This is a genomic window from Acidimicrobiales bacterium (assembly GCA_035533095.1).
GTDB lineage: Bacteria > Actinomycetota > Acidimicrobiia > Acidimicrobiales > Palsa-688 > DATLUM01.
In genome coordinates, this window is record DATLUM010000090.1 from 1 (window position 1) to 17,986 (window position 17,986).

At 68.2% G+C, this 17,986-nt stretch carries 19 protein-coding genes; 7 read left to right on the plus strand and 12 right to left on the minus strand.

The window, feature by feature from the left end; translation table 11 throughout:
* The 4 genes from VNF71_10930 to VNF71_10945 all read right to left on the minus strand — a co-directional run.
* Window positions 1–1,023 (minus strand): (Fe-S)-binding protein (locus tag VNF71_10930; GenBank protein HVA75062.1); only part of this gene is annotated, 1,023 nt, incomplete at its 3' end.
* Window positions 1,020–1,967: an FAD-binding protein gene (locus VNF71_10935; protein HVA75063.1), complete on the minus strand. Its 948-nt coding sequence runs from the start codon at window positions 1,965–1,967 to the stop codon at window positions 1,020–1,022. The genes VNF71_10930 and VNF71_10935, both read right to left, overlap by 4 nt.
* Window positions 1,964–3,394 carry an FAD-linked oxidase C-terminal domain-containing protein gene (locus VNF71_10940; protein ID HVA75064.1) on the minus strand — a complete coding sequence of 477 codons (1,431 nt, stop codon included), beginning with the start codon at window positions 3,392–3,394 and terminating at the stop codon, window positions 1,964–1,966. Before VNF71_10940 ends, VNF71_10935 begins: the two co-directional genes overlap by 4 nt.
* Before the next feature lie 26 nt (window positions 3,395–3,420).
* Window positions 3,421–4,809 (minus strand): alpha/beta hydrolase, encoded by a 1,389-nt coding sequence (locus VNF71_10945; protein HVA75065.1) that lies wholly within the window; start codon window positions 4,807–4,809, stop codon window positions 3,421–3,423.
* Between the two features lie 186 nt (window positions 4,810–4,995).
* On the opposite strand from VNF71_10945, the gene VNF71_10950 reads away from it, so the two are divergent.
* Together VNF71_10950 and VNF71_10955 are read left to right on the plus strand one after the other, a co-directional pair.
* Window positions 4,996–6,372, plus strand: coding sequence for a dipeptidase (locus VNF71_10950; protein HVA75066.1), 1,377 nt, complete (start codon window positions 4,996–4,998; stop codon window positions 6,370–6,372).
* Entirely contained in the window at window positions 6,373–7,143 is a 771-nt protein-coding gene (locus VNF71_10955) for a hypothetical protein (GenBank protein HVA75067.1), read from the plus strand.
* A gap of 29 nt (window positions 7,144–7,172) precedes the next feature.
* Here the strand turns inward: VNF71_10955 and VNF71_10960 are convergent, their stop codons facing one another.
* Window positions 7,173–7,355, minus strand: a complete 183-nt coding sequence (locus VNF71_10960; GenBank protein ID HVA75068.1) for a hypothetical protein — start codon at window positions 7,353–7,355, stop codon at window positions 7,173–7,175.
* 109 nt (window positions 7,356–7,464) lie between these two features.
* On the opposite strand from VNF71_10960, the gene VNF71_10965 reads away from it, so the two are divergent.
* Both VNF71_10965 and VNF71_10970 read left to right on the plus strand, forming a co-directional pair.
* Window positions 7,465–7,692 (plus strand): hypothetical protein, encoded by a 228-nt coding sequence (locus VNF71_10965; GenBank protein HVA75069.1) that lies wholly within the window; start codon window positions 7,465–7,467, stop codon window positions 7,690–7,692.
* A gap of 35 nt (window positions 7,693–7,727) precedes the next feature.
* Entirely contained in the window at window positions 7,728–9,317 is a 1,590-nt protein-coding gene (locus tag VNF71_10970) for an alpha-amylase family glycosyl hydrolase (protein ID HVA75070.1), read from the plus strand.
* On the opposite strand, the gene VNF71_10975 is transcribed toward VNF71_10970, so the two are convergent.
* From VNF71_10975 to VNF71_10985, 3 genes are read right to left on the minus strand one after another with little or no spacing between them, the layout of a single operon-like run.
* Window positions 9,314–10,504 carry a ribonuclease D gene (locus VNF71_10975; protein ID HVA75071.1) on the minus strand — a complete coding sequence of 397 codons (1,191 nt, stop codon included), beginning with the start codon at window positions 10,502–10,504 and terminating at the stop codon, window positions 9,314–9,316. The genes VNF71_10970 and VNF71_10975 overlap by 4 nt on opposite strands.
* Window positions 10,505–10,514: 10 nt before the next feature.
* Entirely contained in the window at window positions 10,515–11,057 is a 543-nt protein-coding gene (locus VNF71_10980) for a flavin reductase family protein (GenBank protein ID HVA75072.1), read from the minus strand.
* A 9-nt stretch (window positions 11,058–11,066) separates the two neighbouring features.
* Window positions 11,067–11,507, minus strand: a complete 441-nt coding sequence (locus VNF71_10985) for a DUF3151 family protein (GenBank protein ID HVA75073.1) — start codon at window positions 11,505–11,507, stop codon at window positions 11,067–11,069.
* 30 nt (window positions 11,508–11,537) lie between these two features.
* Between VNF71_10985 and VNF71_10990 the strand changes: the two genes are divergently transcribed.
* Window positions 11,538–12,449: a GNAT family N-acetyltransferase gene (locus VNF71_10990; GenBank protein HVA75074.1), complete on the plus strand. Its 912-nt coding sequence runs from the start codon at window positions 11,538–11,540 to the stop codon at window positions 12,447–12,449.
* Window positions 12,450–12,475: 26 nt separating this feature from the next.
* On the opposite strand, the gene tyrS is transcribed toward VNF71_10990, so the two are convergent.
* The 3 genes from tyrS to VNF71_11005 are packed head-to-tail and all read right to left on the minus strand — an operon-like array spanning window position 12,476 to window position 15,777.
* Complete coding sequence (gene tyrS / locus VNF71_10995) at window positions 12,476–13,753, minus strand: tyrosine--tRNA ligase (protein ID HVA75075.1); 1,278 nt, start codon at window positions 13,751–13,753, stop codon at window positions 12,476–12,478.
* A 45-nt stretch (window positions 13,754–13,798) separates the two neighbouring features.
* A complete protein-coding gene (locus tag VNF71_11000; protein HVA75076.1) occupies window positions 13,799–15,412 on the minus strand; it encodes a sensor domain-containing diguanylate cyclase in 1,614 nt (537 codons plus the stop codon).
* Window positions 15,409–15,777: a hypothetical protein gene (locus VNF71_11005; GenBank protein HVA75077.1), complete on the minus strand. Its 369-nt coding sequence runs from the start codon at window positions 15,775–15,777 to the stop codon at window positions 15,409–15,411. Before VNF71_11005 ends, VNF71_11000 begins: the two co-directional genes overlap by 4 nt.
* Before the next feature lie 392 nt (window positions 15,778–16,169).
* Between VNF71_11005 and VNF71_11010 the strand changes: the two genes are divergently transcribed.
* Together VNF71_11010 and fdhD are read left to right on the plus strand one after the other, a co-directional pair.
* Window positions 16,170–16,760 (plus strand): NTP transferase domain-containing protein, encoded by a 591-nt coding sequence (locus VNF71_11010; protein ID HVA75078.1) that lies wholly within the window; start codon window positions 16,170–16,172, stop codon window positions 16,758–16,760.
* 2 nt (window positions 16,761–16,762) lie between these two features.
* Window positions 16,763–17,599 (plus strand): formate dehydrogenase accessory sulfurtransferase FdhD, encoded by an 837-nt coding sequence (fdhD, locus tag VNF71_11015; protein ID HVA75079.1) that lies wholly within the window; start codon window positions 16,763–16,765, stop codon window positions 17,597–17,599.
* A gap of 66 nt (window positions 17,600–17,665) precedes the next feature.
* Here fdhD and VNF71_11020 read toward each other — a convergent pair whose 3' ends face one another.
* A complete protein-coding gene (locus VNF71_11020) occupies window positions 17,666–17,869 on the minus strand; it encodes a cold-shock protein (GenBank protein HVA75080.1) in 204 nt (67 codons plus the stop codon).
* Window positions 17,870–17,986: the final 117 nt, after the last annotated feature.

The window sequence follows — 17,986 nt, forward strand, 5'->3', positions numbered from 1 at the left end:
CAGAGCGCTATAGGCGCCGCCGGCCCCGCAACAACGACCTTCGTCGTCCAACTCCACTATCTCCGCGTACCGGGCTAGCAGGGCGCGCACTGAGCCTTCGACCCTCTGGACGTGCCTCAGGTGGCAGGGATCCTGCACCGCGACACGCGGACGGGACCATCCGGGGCCGGCCGGAGGAAGCTCGTCAGCTCGGCGGGCAAGCCACTCGTGTATGTCGAACACCCGATCCGAGAACCTCTGGGCTTCAGCGGTGCCGATCAACCGCCCGTAGTCCTTCATCGCCGCTCCGCACCCCGCGGAGTCGACCAGTATCGGGGCTTCCCCGGGGAACGCGTGCATCACGCGGCGGGCGAGCCCCGATGCGCCGTCGTGAAGACCGGCGTGGGCGTGCAGAGCTCCGCAACACGACGCCTCCGGCCCGGGAAGAGCCGTGCCGATGCCCGATGAACGCAGGACGTCGATCGCCGCCTGGTGGACCGGTCGCTGCCACGCGTCCATGATGCAGCCGGTGAACAGCCAGACGTCGGATCCCGTGGCCTCCATCGGTGCCTGGCGCAACGGGAGCCGTGGAAGTGACAGCCGGGATGTGAGACCCGGCGGAACCAGGCGAAGACGCTGCAATACGGCGCCTGCGGTGGTCGCAGCGAGCAGGACACGGTGCCTTCCCAGCAGACCGTACGCTGCTCGCTGCCAGGCCGGAAGCGAGCGGCGGGCGAGCACGGTGCGCGTTGCTTCCATCATCCGGCCGAACGGAACCGACGAGGGGCAAGCCGTCTCGCAGGCGCGGCACTGCACACACGTCTGCATCATCTGATCGAAGGCGCCGTCGATCGGGGCGCCTGCCTCGACGGCGCGCATAGCCGCGATCCGCCCGCGTGGAGACAACCGCTCCTCTCCGCTGACCCGATATGTCGGGCAGTGCGCCAGGCACAATCCGCACGCAACGCACGCAGCCAGGTCCTCGGGGTCTATCCGCAGGACACCGGTGACCGTGCTCCGTTCGCCGGTCGACGGCAAAGTCATGCGACCACCCGGGCGTCGGGCAGGACGCACCTGCCGGGGTTGAGGCGACCCGCGGGATCGAAGTTCCGCTTGATCCGGCGATGAAGGTCGACCACACCCGAGGACGGCGCATCCGCCGGTGGCAGTACTGAGTCGGTCTCCGCGTCGCAATGCACGACGCCCACCCCTATCTCGCACAACCAACCACCCGCATGACCGAGGGTGCCCGCGAGACTCTTCAAAGCCGCCGGCGAGAGCGACCTCCGGCCTCCGGCCGGCGGCTCCGGGGGACCGTCGACCTGCACGAAACCGTCCCCGAGCGCCGTCCGTGCCTGTTCTGCGACGTCGACCTCGAAACCCGACAGGCCCACCCACGTGCGGCGACCGTCCCACAGCACCGATAGGGGCCGGTACAGATCGGAGAAGACCCTGAACGGATCCTCCGGCTCTCCCAGGTACCAACGCTCGACCTCGGGTAGAGGAGTACACCTCAGCACGACCTCGGCCAACAGGGCCAGAGTGCCGAGCGAGCCCGTGAGGAGCCGCGGGAGATCGTAACCCGTGACGTTCTTGACCAACGGCGCCCCGCTCCTTACCAGCTCACCCCGCGAGCTGACCGCCGTGACCTCCAGCACGGCATCTCGCACCGGTCCCAGCCCCAGCCGCCTGACCCCCGAACGACCGACCGCCACGACACCCCCCACCGTCGCCTCGCCCGGCCCTTCCAAAGCGGCCCGCTGGCCGCCCTCGGCAAGCGTGCCCTGCAGGACATCGAGCCGTGTCCCGGCTCTCACCCGGACGATCATCTCGGCGGGCAGGTGCGCGACGACACCGGAGGGAGCGTTGATCTCCCGGGTTCCGGGTTCGGGTAGGCCGCCGACCGCCCAGCTGGTGCGCCCGCCCGCCACGCACACAGCGCCCTCGGTACCGACCTCGGCGGCAAACGACTCGAGTGAACCGGTCAAACCCAGACTCCCTCCGGGAACTCCGCCAGATCGCCGCATCGAGACCCGCCCTCGGGGAGGATCTTTTCGGGGTTGCAGAGACCGGAGGGGTCGAACGCCTCGCGCAGCCAGAGCTGCGCTTCGAGGTCCGCGGCGCCGAAGACCAGACCCATGTAGTCCCGCTTTTCCAAGCCGATGCCATGCTCGCCGGACAGGCTCCCGCCGGCCGCGACGCAGATCTCGATGATCCGCCGGCCGGCTTCGTGAACCCTTTCGAGCACCCCTGGCACCCGCTTGTCGAACACGATCAGCGGATGCAGGTTCCCATCCCCCGCGTGGAACACGTTGCCGAGGACGAGATCGAGCTCCTCCGCGATGGCCGACACCGCGTCGAGCACCTCGACGAGACGCGTGCGCGGCACAACACAGTCGTGGAGGTAATAGTTCGGTGCGATGCGCGCGACGGCGCCGAAGGCCGACTTCCTTGCCTTCCACCAAGCGGCTCGCTGCACCTCGCCTTCGGCCACCGCCACTGAGCGTGCACCGTTGGCCTCCAGCACCCCGCGCACTCGCCTCGCCTGTTCGGCCGCCCCCGCCGGAAAGCCGTCCACCTCGACGAGCAACACGGCCGCCGCGTCCAGCGGCAAGCCTGCATGGACGTAGGCCTCGACGACCTCGACGATCGTCCGGTCCATCATCTCCAGTGCGGCGGGGACGATCCCGGCCGCAATGACGGCCGTAACGGCGCCCGCCGCGTCGTGCATCGTCGAGAAGTCCGCGAGCAACGTCGCGACGCTCGGCGGTAGCGGGGTCAGGCGCACGGCGATCCGCGACGCGATTCCCATCGTGCCCTCGCTGCCGACGAAGGCGCCGCGCAGGTCGAACCCGGGGGGCTCGGGGTCGATACCTCCGAGTAGCACGACGGACCCGTCGGGCAGCACTACCTCCATGGCGAGGAGGTGACCGTTGGTCACCCCGTAGAGCAGGCAGTGTGGCCCACCCGAATTGTTGGCCAGGTTCCCGCCGATGGTGCAGGATTGCTGGCTCGAGGGGTCGGGCGCGAAGTGAAGCCCGAGGTGGGCGACGGCGCGAGACAGATCGAGGTTCAGGACTCCGGGCTCCACCCATGCCAGGCGCTGCTCGGCGTCGACCTCGAGGATCCGGTTCATCCTGGTGGTGACGATCACGACCGGCGGCACGTCGCCCGCCGGTGTGGCGCCACCGGCAAGACCGGTGCCCGAGCCGCGCGGCAGGAAAGGACGGCCGTGTGCCGCGCACACTTTCACAGCCGCGGCCAGTTGATCCCCATCCGACGGGAAGCACACCACCGAAGCCCTTCCGGTGACCAACGAGGCGTCCCGCTCGTAGAGGGTCAGCTCGATGGGGTCGCAACGGACGGCCTCCTCCCCCAGCGCGCGCCGAAGGTCGGCAACCAGCTGATCCGTCACGCAGCCAGTCTGGCCTACTCGGTGGTTCAGTCGCTGGCGCAGCGGGTCCCTGCTGGGGGGACGGTGAGGTTGATCAGGTAGGAGTCGGCCGCGGCGCGGATGCAGGAGCTGGAGCGGTACCCGGTGTGACCGTCGCCCACCCGGGTTAGAAGGACGCCGTTCTCCAGTTCCCCGGCGAGGGCCTGGGCCCATTGGTAGGGGGTGATGGGGTCGCCGGTGCTGCCGACCACGACGATCGGTGCGGACCCGTTCGCGTGCAGAGGACCGACACGGCCCGTCGCCGGCACAGGCCACACCGAACAAGTGGCCTCGCTGTAGAGGTTCTGCAGCCCGAACACAGGAGCCATCGATTCCGCCTTGGGGGCTGCAGCCTGGATCGCCGAGATGCTCGGGGCCGCGGCGTCCAGGCAGTTCACGGCCGCGTTGGCCTCGAAGAGGTTGTCGTAGCTCCCGTCGCTCTGGCGGCCCGTGTACGCGTCGAACAGCTCGAGCATGTAGGTGCCGTCGCCGTGGCTCGCCGCGCCCAATGCGAGACCGAGATCCCCCCATGTGGTGGTGGAGTACAGGGTTACGGCGGTTCCGTAGGTCACTTCGGCCGGCCCGACGGTCCGTGCCGTCCCTTTCGCTGGCAACGGGGACGTCTTCACCTTCGCAAGAAGCGCTTCGAACGCTGCCCGCGGATCCCCCGCCGGGCTCCACCCGCAGCTCGGCCTCGCCCGGCACCAAGCGAAGAACTGCTGAAGCTGACCGTCCAGGCCGGCGGCCTGCTGGTCGAGCTCGTCGATCACCGGGAGCGCCGGATCCAGTGCTCCGTCGAGGACCATGGCCCGCACGTTCTTGGGGAAAAGATCGGCGTAGGTGGCTCCGAGGAGGGTGCCGTACGAGAACCCCATATAGGTGAGTTGCGGGTCGCCGAGATCGCGCCGCAACACGTCCATGTCCATCGCCGCATCGGCGGTGCTCACGTACGGCAGCTCCGCCCCGCTGCGGGATTCGCAGCCCGCGGCGAAGTTCCGGTCGGCGCTGAGCATGGCGTTGAAAGCGGATGGGGTCGTCGGCTCCGGATCGACGTGGTAGTAGCGCTCGAGTCCCGCGCTGTCGAGGCAGACGATCGGGGCGGTCCGCCCGACACCCGGCGGGTCGAACCCGACCACGTCGAAGCGCGCAAGGAGATCCGGGGGCATGCTCGAGATCAGCGTCGGTAGCGCGTCGACCCCCGAAGCGCCGGGCCCGCCGGGGTTCACGAGCAGAGACCCGATCTTCTGCCCGCTGGCCGGCCGCCTGTCGATTGCCATCCCGATGGTCCCATCGGACGGTTTCAGAGGGTTGCGCGGCACCTGGACCGTCGCGCACTCGTACTTCGCTGGGCCGGCGTTGCCGGTGCAGGGTTCCCACTGAACCGCTTGGACCGGCAACGACGTGGACGTAACCGCCGTCGTCGGACTCGCGCGGTTTGGCGAAGAGCTGCTCGAACAGCTCGCAACCACCCCCATCAGAACGGCACTCGCTGCCGTGACCAACCCTGCACGACCTGACCGCACGGCCGCCGAGGTTAGAGCGTCGGCCAAAGAGCGCCAGTCGCCCTGGGCTACGGTGCAGGGATGGCCGAACTGGCGCTGGCGGGCTACCTGGACGCGCACCGGGACCGGATCGTCGACACCCTCTTCCAATGGCTGCGGATACCGTCCATCTCGGCGGACCCGGCGTGCTCGGCGGAGGTGCGTTCGTCCGCCGTGTTCTGCGCGGCCCGCCTCGCCGACGCCGGACTCGAGAACGTCGGGATCCTGGAGACCCCGGGGCATCCAGCGGTATACGCCGACTGGATGCACGCTGGTCCCGACGCACCGACGGTCCTGGTCTACGGCCATCACGACGTGCAGCCGGTGGACCCGCTCGACGAGTGGACGTCCCCACCCTTCACCCCCACGATCGTCGACGGGCAGTGCCGGGCGCGCGGCGCGATCGACGACAAGGGCCAGGTCCTGTACGAGATCGAAGCGGCCAAAGGACTCCTGTCACGCGACGGCCGCTTGCCCGTGAACCTCAAGTTCCTCATCGAAGGAGAGGAAGAGGTCGGCAGCGTCCACTTCGAGTCGCTGCTGGTGTCGGAGCTGGACAGGCTCTCCTGCGACGTCGTCGTCGTCTCCGACACCGGGATGATTTCCCCCGACGTGCCGTCGTGCACGGTCGGGATGCGGGGATTGGTCGCCTTCGACGTCTCGTTGCGAACAGCCTCCATAGACCTTCACAGCGGGCTGTGGGGCGGGGCGGTACCCAACGCCGCCCACGTGGCCACCCGCCTCGTGGCCGCTCTGCACGACGCCGACGGTAAGGTCACACTGCCCGGGTTCTACGATCGCGTGCGGGACCTATCGCCCGTCGAGCACGCGTCGATGGACGCTCAATCGTTCGACGAGGCGGAGTTCCGTGCCGCGGCGGGCGGTGTTCCCTACCTCGAGGGAGAAAAGGGGTACAGCTCGCTCGAGCGGGTCGGTGTGCGACCGACCGCTGAGGTGGTGGGCATCCACAGCGGCTACGGGGGGCCTGGCATCAAGACGATCGTCCCGGCCACGGCCGGCTTCAAGGTCGCGTTCCGGCTGGTCCCGGACCAGCGCCCCGAAGAGGTCGAGCCGGCATTGCGGGCATGGTTGCAGCAGTGGGTGCCGGCCGGCATCGAGGTGGCGGTCACACCCGAAGGCGCCGTCGCTCCGGCGCTCACGCCCGTGGACCACCCGGCCGTCGGCGCGCTCTCGCGAGCGGTAAGAGCCGTCTGGGGCAAGGACCCGCTTTTCACCCGCGAGGGTGGCAGCGGTCCGGAAGAGGCGCTCGGGCGGGTCCTCGCCGCTCCGGTCCTCTTTCTGGGCGTCGGGCTTCCTGGTGATCGGATCCATGCCCCCAACGAGCGTATGGTGATGGACCAGTTCTGGAAAGGTTTGCTCGCCGCCGGCGAGCTTCTACTCGAGCTCGGTGGCAGGTAGATGACCGAAAGCAAGGCCGCCGCCAGGCGCGCTTACAAGAAAGTGCCCGAAGAGGCCCATGAATGGGTGAGCTTGGACGATCCCGAAGAAGAGCGCACATGGGTCTTCGACGTGACGTTCCTGCTCTCGGGATGGGAGTGCATATTCGGGCGTGGTTGCCAGGGGGTGCTCACCGGGCCAACGCCGGAGTTGGTGCAGGGGTGCTGCTCCTACGGGGCTCACTTCACCGACGATGACGACGTGGCTCGCGTCGAGGCCGCCGCGGCGACGCTCTCCGACGATGAATGGCAGTTCGCCAAAGCCGGTCGCAAACGAGGGGTCGCCAAGACCCAGCGCGACGGAACCCGGATCAGCCGCCTCGTGGACGGCGCTTGCATCTTCTTGAACCGCCCTGGGTTCGCCGGCGGTCCGGGCTGCGCGCTCCACCGCGCGGCGATCTCTCGTGGCCAGGAGCCCCTCGAGCTCAAGCCTGATGTCTGCTGGCAGCTGCCGTTGCGCCGGGAGGACACCACGGCCGACGGCGGCAGGGTGACGTCGACGGTGAGCCAGTGGGAACGGCGTCACTGGGGCGACGGAGGGGCGGAGTTCCACTGGTGGTGCACCGAGGCCCCCGAAGCGTTTCGCGCCAAGCAACCCGTCTACAAGACGATGTCCGCCGAGCTGGAAGCGATGGTAGGCCCCGACGTCTACTCGCGCCTCACTGCGTATCTAGAAGCTCGCCAGTCCGCCGGCATTCCCCTGCCCCACCCGGTGGTGCGCACCAGGCGCTAGTAACCCGCTATGGGCGGGCCCGGCGTCCGTCAGGCCCGGTGCGGTTCGGGGTCGGAGTACTCCTCTTCCTCCTCGTCCTCCATCGCCAGGCACCACGAGGCGTGGTCAGCGCCGGGAACGGCTCCGCACTCTGCGCAGGGCTCGACGAACTCTTCGGTCGAACGTTTGAGTGCCCGCGCCTCTTCGAAGCGCCGATGCCGTCCCTTTTTCACGTAGAGCTCCCGTGGATCGAGAATCGAGCGTGGGACAGACAGTGTATCGCGCCCCGGAGCCGCTCGGGCCCCGGCTGCGCCTCCGGGCGCAGCCTCTAGAGTGCTCGGTATGGCTGACGAACTGGACGCCGACGCCATGATCGAGCGCTTCAAGGCCAGGGCGAAGGCCGTACGCCAGAGGGGTATACCCCCGCTGGAAGGCCCTGAGCGCAAGCGCTTCATGGACCAGGCCCGTATCGACTTTCAGGACTACGCCATCATCGGTGACGCGACAGGGCGGATCGACGACGGGATCCTCACTCTGACCGTCGACCTCAGACCGCACGACGACGTTTGAGCCGGCGGGAGACCGCCGCTTGGTGGGAGACGGCGGTGATCTACCAGATCTACCCGCGGTCGTTCTGCGACGCATCGGGCGATGGGGTCGGCGACCTCGAAGGGATCCGCCGGCACCTCGACCACGTGGCTCGGCTCGGCACGGACGCCATCTGGCTCTCGCCGTTCTTCAAGTCCCCGATGGCCGACTTCGGCTACGACGTCTCGGACTACTGCGACGTCGATCCGCTGTTCGGCGACATTGACACCTTCGACCGGCTGGTCCAGCAGGCCCACGAACGGGGGCTCAAGGTGATCGTGGACTTCGTTCCCAACCACACCAGCGATCGGCACCCCTGGTTCGAGGAGTCGAGGTCCTCGCGGGACAACCCGAAGCACGATTGGTACTACTGGCGGGACGGCAGGACCGATGCCGAGGGCGGGTGGGGCCCGCCGGGGTCGGAGGGCAGGATGCCCAACAACTGGCGTGCCGCGTTCCCGGAAGTCGGTGGCAAGGAATTCCCGCCCGCCTGGACATGGGACCGGCGCAGGGACCAGTTCTACCTGCACCTCTTCTTGGAGGAGCAGCCGGACCTCAATTGGGGCAACCCGGGCGTGCGGGCGGCCATGGAAGACGTGCTCCGTTTCTGGATGGCCCGCGGCGTGGACGGGTTCCGCATCGACGTCATCCACGGCATCGGCAAGGACCCGGCCCTTCCTGACCTTCCACCCAACCTGGCCCCTATCCCGGTGATCGCTCTCAACGACCACCCCTCCGCCCATCCCTACGTCTGCTCCTTGAGGTCGGTGGTCGATACTTGGGAGGAGCCGCCGCGCCGGATGCTCGTCGGCGAGGTGGTGCTGCCGACCGCCGGCCACACGCTCGCCTACTACGGGACCGCTGCTTTGCCGGAGCTCAACCTGGTGTTCAACTTCCACCCGCTGCGTGCGCCCTGGCAGGCGTCCGCCTGGCGCCGGCGGGTCCAAGAGGTCGAGGAGATGCTCGGCCCGGGTGGCTGGTGGCCGACCTGGGTGCTGTCGAACCACGACAATCCCCGCCACCGGACCCGCTACGGCAGCGAGGGGCGTGCCAGAGCAGCCGCGCTCTTGTTGCTGACCCTTCGCGGAACGCCCTTCTTGTACGCGGGCGAAGAGCTCGGGCTCGAGGACGCCGAAGTACCGCCCCAACGGTCCGTCGACCCGGGTGGGCGTGACGGCTGCCGTGCACCGATCCCGTGGGATGCGACTCCCGCCCACGGCTGGGCCGGCGGGCCGGACCCATGGCTGCCGTGGCCACCCGGTGCCGCCGCAGGAATGAATGTCGCCGACCAGATGGACGACCCTGACTCCGTGCTGCACCTCTACAGGCGCATCCTCGTGGCACGCAAGGCGTCCCCGGCGCTCCTTCACGGGACGTTTCGCTGGATCGAGTCCCCACAAGACACCCTCGCCTACACCCGGGAATCAGGCGGCGACACCCGCCTCGTGGTGATCAACTTCGGTGACCGAGAGGTGAAGGTCGGCCTCCCTGAGGGGTGCTGGAACCTACAGGTCCGTACCGGCCGCGGATCGGGTCCGGATGTCGCAGATCACCTCGTGCTTCGTGGCGAAGAAGCCGCTTTGCTGGTCGAGCGAACCGGCAGCTAGGCCCGATCACTACCGGACGCGTCGCCCAACGGCCGGCCGGATCGCTCCTCGAGGACCAGGCGGCCGCCCCCGTCGAACGCCAACGACGCCTCGCCCGCCATCAACGACCTCAGCCCTCGCGCCACCATCTCCCGCCTCCAACCTCTCGACAGCCGACCTTCAGGGTCGCCCCTGACCAACGCGGCGACGTCGCCTCGTGTGGCGACGAGCGTCGCGTCGATTCGCTGATCCCTTGCCACCTGCGCGATCCACGCCATGAGCAGCGAAACGGACGCTCGCACTTCCTTGGGCACGTCGTCAGCGGGCGGCAGCGCCAACCGGTCGGCGGGCAGCGACTTGCCGCGCTCGATCGCGTCCAATATCTCGGCCAGGACATCCTGGCGAAGGGTCCGCCCTTCCAGACCTCGCACCTCCGATAGTGCCTTGGCGTTGGCGGGCGGTCGGTGTGCGATCGCCGTGACGGCCAGGTCGGGCAGAACCGTTCGGACCGGGTGGTCGGTCGCCTGCGCTCGCCTCTCCCTCCACGCCGCCACCTCCTGCGCCACCCCGCGCGCTGACCCGCGCAACGACCTGGCATCGCGCAGCTTCCACCATGCCTTCGACGGATCGCCGGGGCCATGAGGCCTCGTTCTCAGCATCTCGCACTCCTCCTCCGCCCAAGCGAGCCGCCCGTCGCGGCGCAACTCTCCGGAGATCGCGTCCGCCAGCTGGATGAGGTTCTCGACGTCAGCAGCCGCGTACGCGAGTTGCGAATCGGTAAGAGGTCGCCGGCGCCAGTCCGTCAACCGGTCGCCTTTCGGCACGTCGGCTCCGAGGAAGGTACGTGAGAGCGTGGCCAGGCTGGCCGATCCCTGTCCCGCGAAGCCGGCAGCCACCTGGGTGTCGAACAGGCGCGATGGCAGCCGGCCGCACGCCCGCTCGAGCACCTCGAGGTCCTGGTCGGCGGCGTGGGCGATCATGACGCCGGGGCCGGCCAGTACCTCGGCGAACGGGGCGATGTCCACTGCTTGAGGGTCGATCACGGTCACCCCTCCCGACGGCCCGTTCCAAGCGACCTGTACGAGAGCGAGTTGGGGCCAGTAGGTGCGCTCCCGGTGGAACTCGGTGTCGAGCGCATAGCGATCGGCGGTGCGCAGCCGAGAGACCGCCGACTCGAGATCCGTGGGGGTGGTGACGAGCTCGTGGATAGCGGAACTCCTAGCCGCCGTAGCTCATCCGGGTGTCCTCCATGCGGAGGATCTCGGTGCCGTCGCCGACGTCGCCACCGCAGTCGACTACCTCGCCGGCGAAGACCGTGTGACTCGTGAAGTCGAGCGTGCTCCTCACTTCGCAGTCGAGCCAGGCCGCCGCTTGCTCGAGGATGGGGGCACCGGTGGAGGCGGCGCGCACAGCGAACCCGGCAAGGTTGGCGGCATCGCCGCCGTCGTCGAGGGGCTTCACGAACTTGCGGACGATGGCACGGTCGGCGCGGCCGATGATGTTGAGGGAAAAGACGCCGCCGTCGCGCACGAGAGCGTGAGTCACGGCCTCATGCTCGATGCTCACAGCGACGATCTTCGGGTCGGTCGCGACTTGCATCCCCCAGTTCAGTGTCATCAGGTTGCGGCGCCCGGCATGGACGCTTCCCAGCACGAACAGCCCGCTCGGCATCGACCACAGAACCCGCCTGCGAACCCGGTCGTACTCCTCGGGGTCGACGCCTCGGGGAAAGGGCCCGACGAGAGCGTGCTCATTTGCCACCCGCAGAGACTACCGGTCCGAACTGGACCATTCCGGATCGAGCTGGCGCAGGAACAGCGAGCAGCGTTGCGCCTCTGGCTCCTCGCCGATGGATTCGGCAGCCGCCCTCAACGCATCGAGAGCGCTCAGGAACCCGCGGTTAGATTCGTGCGTCCAGCGCACGTAACCGGACCCTTTCCATCCCGCAGCCCGTAGCGCGTCGAGACCGCGGTGGTAACCCACGCGTGCGTAGGCGTACGCCTCGACGTCGTCACGGGCGAGGCCGGCCAACGCAGCCCACCCGTCCAGGTACGTCGGATCGCTGGCGACGACAGCCGCGACCGCGGCGCGGCGCTCGTCCTCCGGGGATCCCAACGCCTGCAGCAACGACGCAACCTGCTCCGGAGAGCGCTCCGGAAGGACGGTCTCCGGGGGACCGGACGAGAGGTTCACTGGGGGATTGTCAGCCATGCCCTGCATCGTCGCGCGACGCTTGCGCCCGTGACCGAATCCCCGTGCCTGTTCGACCGGATACTCGACGGATCAGCCCCGGCTCATACGGTGCTCGACGAGGCGACCGTCGCCGGCTTCCTGGACGTGCGGCCGGTCTTCAAGGGTCACACCCTCGTGGTGCCGCGCACACACGTCGAAACGGTCGCCGACCTCGGCCGCGGCGTTCTCGGGGAACTGATGGAAGCCGGACGCCGCGTCGCAGCCGCGCAGCGGACCGCGCTCGGCTGCACCGGCACCTTGTTCGCCCTCAACGACATCGTCAGCCAGAGCGTCCCCCACGTCCACCTGCACGTCGTTCCTCGAACCCGCGGGGACGGCCTTCGCGGGTTCATGTGGCCCCGCACCAAGTACGCCGACGAAGCCGAAGCGGCTGCCACGGCTTCGAGCATCCGGCGGGCCCTCGATGCGGTTACGAGCACCCCGCAGCAGCCCGAGGAGCAGGTGGCGCCAGATCAGGTTCTCGTGCGTGACGCCCTCCCCGTAGACACCGCGAGGTTGGCGCAGCTTCTCGCCGGCGGAACCCTGCGGGCCGTTGAGGACCCCTCGGACCCGGCGGCTTACGAGCCTGCCCTCGCGGAGATCTTGGCCGCTGGCAACGCCACGATCCTCGTCGCCGAAGTGGGTGGACGGGTGATGGGCATGTGCCAGCTGATCTGGTTCAGGCACCTGCAGGAGAGGGGCGGGCTATGCGCCGAGCTCGAATCGGTGCACGTCGACGCGGCCATGCGAAGCCACGGCGTCGGGGGGATCCTCGTCGAAGCCGCGGTGAGCAGGGCCGAGGCACTGGGCTGCTACAGGATTCAGCTCACCAGCCACCGCTCCCGCGTGGACGCGCGCCGCTTCTACGAGCGTCACGGCTTCGAGCCGTCACACGTCGGGTTCAAGCGCTATCTACCCTGAACGTTCTGCCACGGCGGAGAGGCGGCCTAGCTCTCGACCACGAGCACGTGCTGGTTGGCCTTGCCTTTGCGTATGACGATCCAGCGGCCGTGGAGCGCGTCCTTGACGCTGAGGGATCGCTCCTCGTCGATCCTGTGGCCGTTCACGTATACCGAACCCTGCGACAACAGCTGGCGGGCTTCGCGGCGCGACGAGGCGAGGCCGGACTCGATCAGCGCGTCGACGACCGGCACTCCCGTTTCGAGGGTGGATCCGGCGAGCGAAGTTGTCGGCGCGTCGGCGAGCACGCTGTCCAATGTCTTTGCGTCCAAACCTGAGATCGCGTCGGTGAATAGAACCGCCGCGGCCTCCTCGGCCCGCCGTGCCTCGTCTGGACCGTGGATCATCGAGGTCACCTCTCGAGCGAGCGCACGTTGTGCCTCGCGGCGCTCGGGATGATCGGTCGTCGCGGCGTCGAGCTCTTCGATCCGGGGGCGGGGCAGGAAGGTGAACCGCCGGAGGTAGTGGCCCGCGTCGGCGTCGCTGCTTCGAAGCCAGAACTGAAAGAAGGCATACGGGGATGTCCGCTTAGGGTCCAGCCAGACGTTTCCCGACTCGGTCTTGCCGAACTTGGTGCCGTCGGCCTTGGTGACGAGAGGAGACGTCAGGCCGAACGCCTTCACGCCTCGCCGGCGGCGGATCAGGTCGACCCCTTCGGTGATGTTGCCCCACTGGTCGCTGCCGCCGAGCTGCATTTCGCAGCCGTACCGGTCGTGCAGTTCGAGGAAGTCCCACGCCTGGAGGAGCATGTAACTGAATTCGGTGAACGAGAGGCCTTGTTCGCGCCCTTCCAGCCGTTCCCTCACGGAATCCTTGCGCACCATCTCGTTGACGCTGAAGAGCTTCCCGACGTCGCGCAGAAAGTCGAGCAGGTTGGCTTGTCCAAGCCAGTCGGCGTTGTCCGCGAGGATGGCGCCGCTGTTTCCTCCCACGTCGAGGAATCGCCCCATCTGCTCGGCGATGCCCGCCTTGTTGGCCTCCAGCTCGTCACGACCCAGCAGCTGCCGTTCCTCGCTCTTCCCGCTGGGATCCCCGATCATCCCCGTCCCTCCGCCGAGCAGCGCGATCGGGCGATGCCCGGCCTCTTGGAACCGGCGGAGCATCGCGAGTTGCTGGAGGCTACCGACATGAAGGCTGTCGGCAGTCGGGTCGAAGCCGATGTAGAGGACGACAGGGCCGCCCTCCAGCCGTTGGGGGATCGCTTCGTGGTCAGTCAGCTGGTGGACGAGGCCGCGCCAGGCGAGGTCGTCTAGCAATGAGGGCACGATCTCAGACTGCCACGCCGGCAGCGAGGACCCTGTTCCTTTGCTTTAGTTGCCGCTCGCCAGCCTGTCCCCGTTGGCGTGGCGGTCCGAGAGCGTGTACCTGTCACGACCTGAGCGCTTCGACGTGAAAAGCGCGTCGTCAGCTGCGGCCACGAGCTCCATCGGGGAGGACGCGTTCGCCGGCAGCGACGCCACGCCGGCGCTCACCGTCATACCCTCCAACTCCGCGGAGGAACGCAACGCGGCCATCACCCTGCTGACCACATGGACCGCGTCAGAGGCTTCGCAGCGCGGCAGGATCACAGCGAACTCCTCACCGCCATAGCGGGCGACGAGGTCCATGTCGCGCACCGCCTCGGACAGGACGCCGGCGAAGCCGCGAAGCACCTCGTCACCGGCCAGGTGGCCGCGGGTGTCGTTGATCGCCTTGAAGTGGTCGATGTCGAAGATCACGAGACTGAGTGGCTCCCTCGAGCGCTCGCTCCGGTTCACCTCACGTGTCAGCACAGCGTCGAATTCGCGACGGTTCGCAACCCCCGTGAGGCCGTCGACCGCAGCGAGGCGTTCCCGTTCTGCGAGGAGCCGGGCGTTGCGGACAGCCAGTTCTGCGTGCCAGACGAACTGTCCGAGCATGAGCACCACGCGCTTTGGTAGCCGCGAGGTGAGCGGATTGCCGCCGTGCTCGGCCATCACGATGCCCAACTGACCGCCGTCCAGGTGGGTCGGCACGACCACCACGTTGCGCGCATTCGGCAGCAGGTACGCGGCAACCGGGTCGTCGTCGTGGCTCAGGTGGCGCACCAGCACCGGCTCCCGGGCGGACCACGCCGCGATCGCGACTGCGTCGGTTCGGGCGGCGTCGGGCACCTTGACGGGCAGCGGAGAAGACGACTGTGACGCGATGGTAAGCCCGGTGGGCCTGCTCCCCCTGTACCACCACACGGCTGCCCGCCGGAAGCCGAAGGCCTTCATCAAGGACCGCAGCAGAGCGGAGAAGATCTCGTCCTCACGCGAGAGAACTTCGATCTCACCCGCGAGCTCCGCCAGATTGGCGAGCTCGCTCTTGCTGCGGCGAAGCTCCCGTTCGCTGACACTCGAGAAGAATGCGGTACACAGCGCCACGGCCCAGAAGCCCATGATGGCGAGAGCGGTTTGACCCGCGGGCGGCGCTGCGACGAAGCGAACGCCAAGCAGCGAACCGACCCTTCCCGACAGGGAGAGCGTCGGGATCAGCAGGAACAGGAACGAATCCCACAGCGCCATTCGCAGGCCTGCGCGTTCGCTCACCAGGAGCGTGACGGCGATCAGTTGGACCGCGAAAAGGATCACCAACTGGCTGCGGGGCCCACCCGAGGGTGTGGTGACGATGGCCAGGTAGACGGCGTCGATCGGGAGGACCGCCCGCTGCAACTCCATCCTCCCGGTACGGCCTTTGCGCCGGTACCACTCGGCACCGGCGACGATGCTCAGGTACCCGGCGCTGAAAGGCCCGACGTCGGCGATGTCGAACCCGACCTGCCCGGTCGAGAAGATGGCTGTGAGCAACGTGAACGCGATAATCCCGAGACGGACGAGCAGGAGCAGCCCGAGCCGTTCCTCGAGACTGGCAAGGTCCGTCGAAGACCTCTCGGTATGTGTCAGGTCGGGTCGGACGTTCACGAGAACCCCACGGTGTCGTCGTCGCCCCGTTCAGGGGCCCGTGACACCTTGGGGTCCCGCCGGTCGACCAGAGCCTGGAGAAGTACGAAGAGCAGTACCGCCGCCCCGAAGAGCATCGGGATGCGAAGATCGACCGCGGCCTGGAGGGAGACGCCCTGCCAGCCCCCGGACGACAGGATCATCGGTTCGCCTTCGATGGCCGCCGGTTGCGGCGCAGCTTTCGCCGGAGGAGATGCCGCCGGGAGCGCGACTGCGGGTAGAGACGTCTTATGGAAAAGCCCGGCCGCGGTCGCGACGACCTTCGACCCTGCTGCGACGGGCGGCAGGGGTTGCGGAGCAGGTGACGGTGCCGTGGTAGCGAGCATGGAGGCATCGCCTGGTGAGGGCGGGTTGGTCGAGTTCAGGCTGGCAGCGTGGACACCCTTGCCGGGACTCTGCACCCCAGCGTCTCCCGACCCTTGGGGCATGGTCGCGGCGCGTGTGGCGGTAGCCGAGTGGGGCGCCCCGTGACCCCGGCCGTGACCTTGCGCGTCGGCTCCGTGTGCCGCCCGAGGCCCTCCGTGAGGAGCCGCGAAGGCAGGCACACCGCCAAAGCTTGCGAGAGCGATCGACAAGGCCACAAAAGTGCCTGCTCCGACGCCGCGCCGCAGTACGGTCCGCGTGGAATGTCGTCCCCCCGGTGCAGAGAAAGACAGCACTATCGGATCTCTCGGCAGCAGGAGCGGCGGACTTGAGCGCTTCCTGCCAAAATCTCCCAATGGCAGCAGCCGGGCTCCTCCTCTGCGGGGGCGCCAGCCGGCGCATGGGTGAGGATAAGGCCAGGATTCGCTCGGGCTCTCATGGCAAGGGCCCCTCACTGGCCCAGCGGGCCGCCGACATCCTCCGCGAGGCTACCAGCCCGGTCCTGGAGGTGGGTCCGGGGTACTCCGGTCTTCCTCGAGTCGCAGAGCGGCCCCTCGGTGGCGGTCCGCTGGTCGCCCTCGCGGCGGGGGCGGCGGAGCTGCTCCGGGTCGGGTGGACCGGTGCCGCCGTCGTGATCGCGACCGACATGCCGATGCTGGAGGTCGCGGTGGTCGAATGGCTGGCCGGTTACCCCGATTCCCGGACGGTGGTGCCGGTGCTAGGCGATGTCCCCCAGCCACTGTGCGCCCGCTACGACCGCCGGGCTCTCGATTCGGCGATCGTGCTGGCCGAGGACGGGGCCCGATCCATGCGGGATCTCCTGTCGGTGGTGGATCACGTGCTCGCAGGTCCCGAGGAATGGCAGGCGGCCGGAATCGAACCGCGGTGCTTCGCCGATGTCGACACGCCCGGAGACCTGGCCGCCTACCGCTCGAAGGCCCCCTGACGGTGGCGGCGCCGGTCAAGCCCGTCAACGCGATCAAGGTCCGGCCCGATCGGCACCTGAGGCTGCCAGAGCACGTCGTGACGGAGGAACCCCTCGAGATCAGGGTCGCCGCACCCGGCCGGCAGGCGTCCCCGCTCGCGGTAACCATGAGGACGCCCGGCCACGACTTCGAATTGGCCGCCGGTTTCGTCCTGACCGAAGGGATCGCCACGCGAGACGAGCTGGTCGGCATCGGGTACTGCGACGCGGTCCGCGACGACCCCGACCTTCGCTTCAACACCGTGACCGTCACGCTGTCAAAGGATCCGCCGAAGGGGCTTCCGGATCGTCGCTTCGCCGCGACCGCCAGCTGTGGCGTGTGCGGCAAGTCGCGTATCGAGGACGTCGCCGTCGCATGTCCCGTCGTGCCGGCGGCGGCGCCGGTACCCGCGTCGGTCGTGAGGTCTCTCCCCGGCTCGCTTCGAACGGCACAGAAGGCATTCGACAGGACCGGAGGTCTGCACGCGGCCGGCCTGTACAGCGGCACCGGTTCTCTCATCTGCGCCCGCGAGGACGTGGGGCGCCACAATGCCGTGGACAAGGTCGTCGGTCGCACCTGGCTGGATTGGGAGGACCCGGCGCAACTGGCCGGAACCGTTCTCATGGTCTCGGGGCGGGTCAGTTTCGAGATCGTCCAGAAAGCCGCTGCGGCCGGGATAGGGATGATCTGTGCTGTGTCAGCCCCGTCCAGCCTCGCCGTGGATGCCGCACACCGGTTCGCAGTGGGTCTGGCCGGTTTCGTGAGAGGCGAGACCTTCAACGTCTACAGCTGTCCAGAACGGTTCGTACTCGACGCCTGACCGGTGCACGTCACGCGACGAACCCCGCCGTGAGGCGGGGTTCGTTCAGCGAGCTTGGTGAGGGTTTTACCCGATGCGTCGGACGTTGGCAGCCTGCAGCCCTTTAGGGCCCTGGTTGACCTCGAACTCCACCTTCTCGTTCTCCTCGAGGTTGCGATACCCATTGCCCTCGATCGCACTGAAGTGCACGAAGACGTCCGGCCCGCTCTCCTGGGAGATGAAACCGTATCCCTTCTCCGAGTTGAACCACTTCACGGTTCCTGTCGCCACAAGCAATCCCTCCTTTCCTGGCCGGACCGGTCCTCTTCAACGACTGGAACGGCGGCCTCCGGCCGGAGCCGGGAGGGATCTGCTCTCGAATCCGATGCTGCACCCTCGTGGCCGGAA

Coding starts and splice junctions, on each gene's coding strand:
- VNF71_10950 (HVA75066.1), top strand. CDS start 4,996: ATGGCCGAACTGGCGCTGGCGGGCTACCTGGACGCGCACCGGGACCGG.
- VNF71_10955 (HVA75067.1), top strand. CDS start 6,373: ATGACCGAAAGCAAGGCCGCCGCCAGGCGCGCTTACAAGAAAGTGCCC.
- VNF71_10965 (HVA75069.1), top strand. CDS start 7,465: ATGGCTGACGAACTGGACGCCGACGCCATGATCGAGCGCTTCAAGGCC.
- VNF71_10985 (HVA75073.1), bottom strand. CDS start 11,507: ATGGCTGACAATCCCCCAGTGAACCTCTCGTCCGGTCCCCCGGAGACC.
- VNF71_11005 (HVA75077.1), bottom strand. CDS start 15,777: ATGCTCGCTACCACGGCACCGTCACCTGCTCCGCAACCCCTGCCGCCC.
- VNF71_11010 (HVA75078.1), top strand. CDS start 16,170: ATGGCAGCAGCCGGGCTCCTCCTCTGCGGGGGCGCCAGCCGGCGCATG.